This window comes from Nocardia sp. NPDC004711 (genome assembly GCF_053601595.1).
Genome location: NZ_JBSGCB010000190.1, coordinates 1 through 1,252 on the forward strand (window position 1 = coordinate 1; position 1,252 = coordinate 1,252).

Below are 1,252 nucleotides of genomic sequence, written 5' to 3' on the forward strand. Positions count from 1 at the left end.
GGTTTCGCCCGTGCTCTCCAACATTTACCTGCATCGGTTGGACACATTCGTCGAGAAGGTTCTCATCCCGGAATACACCCGAGGGCGGATCCGCAAGCCGGACACCGCCTATGGGTGCGTGCCGCCGGGGATCGGGCGCACCGGCGCGGCGACCACGCGCAAGCGCGGGCGCTACGCCAACAGGTGCGCAGCATGCCCAGCGGGGATCCGCGTGATCCCGGTTATCGGCGGCTGCGCTACGTCCGCTATTGCGATGACACTCTGCTCGGGTTCATCGGACCCAAGGCCGAGGCCGAGGAGATCAAGCAGCGCCTGACGAGGTTCCTGCGTGAAGAACTCAAACTGGAACTGTCCCAGGACAAAACGCTGATCACGCACACCCGCACCGAGGCGGCGAAATTCCTCGGCTACGAGATCACCGTGCTACACAACGACGGCAAGCTCACCCACGGCAAACGCAGCGTCAACGGCGTTGCGAGCCTGCGGGTTCCGTCATCGGTGATCAAGGCCAAGCAAGCCCCCTACCTGGCGCGCGGCAAACCCGAGCGCAGGCCCAATCTGCTCAATGAAGACGACCACACCATCGTCAACGTTTACGGAGCCGAATGGCGGGGCATCGTCCAGTACTACCTGCTGGCCGGGAACGTGTCTCGCCTCTACCGGCTGTTGTGGGTAATGGAGACCTCCCTGCTGAAAACCCTGGCCAACAAGCACCGCTCCACGGTGTCGAAGATGGCCCGCGCCTACGCGACCACCATCACCACACCATATGGGCCACGCAAGTGCTTCGAGGCCAGAGTCGAACGCAGCGGCAGGAAACCACTGGTCGCACGGTTCGGTGGCATTCCACTGCGACGGCAACTGGACGCGGCCATCACCGACCGCGTCCTGGTCCCCGGCATCGTCCGCCGCACGGAGCTGATCGACCGGCTCCAGGCGGGCCGGTGCGAGATCTGCCGCAGCACCGAGGACATCTCGGTGCACCACATCCGCAAGCTCGCCGATCTGGATCGGCCGAGGCAAACACAACCGGATTGGGTGGAATTGATGGTCAAGCGGCGGCGCAAGACCCTGGTGGTCTGCCGCTCCTGCCACGACGGCATCCACGCCGGGAAGCCGAAATCGCAGCTCACGTCGTAGTCATCGGAGAGCCCGTCGCGGTGAAAGCCGCACACCGGGTTCGGGCTGGGGGTCGCTGGAAAAGGAGCCGTCCCAACGGAAACCTCGCCAGCGGCCTACCAGTGCCCTCTGG

The 1,252-nt window shown here is 64.5% G+C and carries 1 protein-coding gene; it reads left to right on the forward strand.

Annotated features, from left to right (window positions below):
* The first annotated feature begins 192 nt into the window (after positions 1-192).
* Entirely contained in the window at positions 193-1,140 is a 948-nt protein-coding gene (locus tag ACWEKS_RS49385; RefSeq protein ID WP_452346610.1) for a group II intron reverse transcriptase/maturase, read from the forward strand.
* Positions 1,141-1,252 lie beyond the last annotated feature (112 nt).

Coding starts and splice junctions, on each gene's coding strand:
- ACWEKS_RS49385 (WP_452346610.1), top strand. CDS start 193: ATGCCCAGCGGGGATCCGCGTGATCCCGGTTATCGGCGGCTGCGCTAC.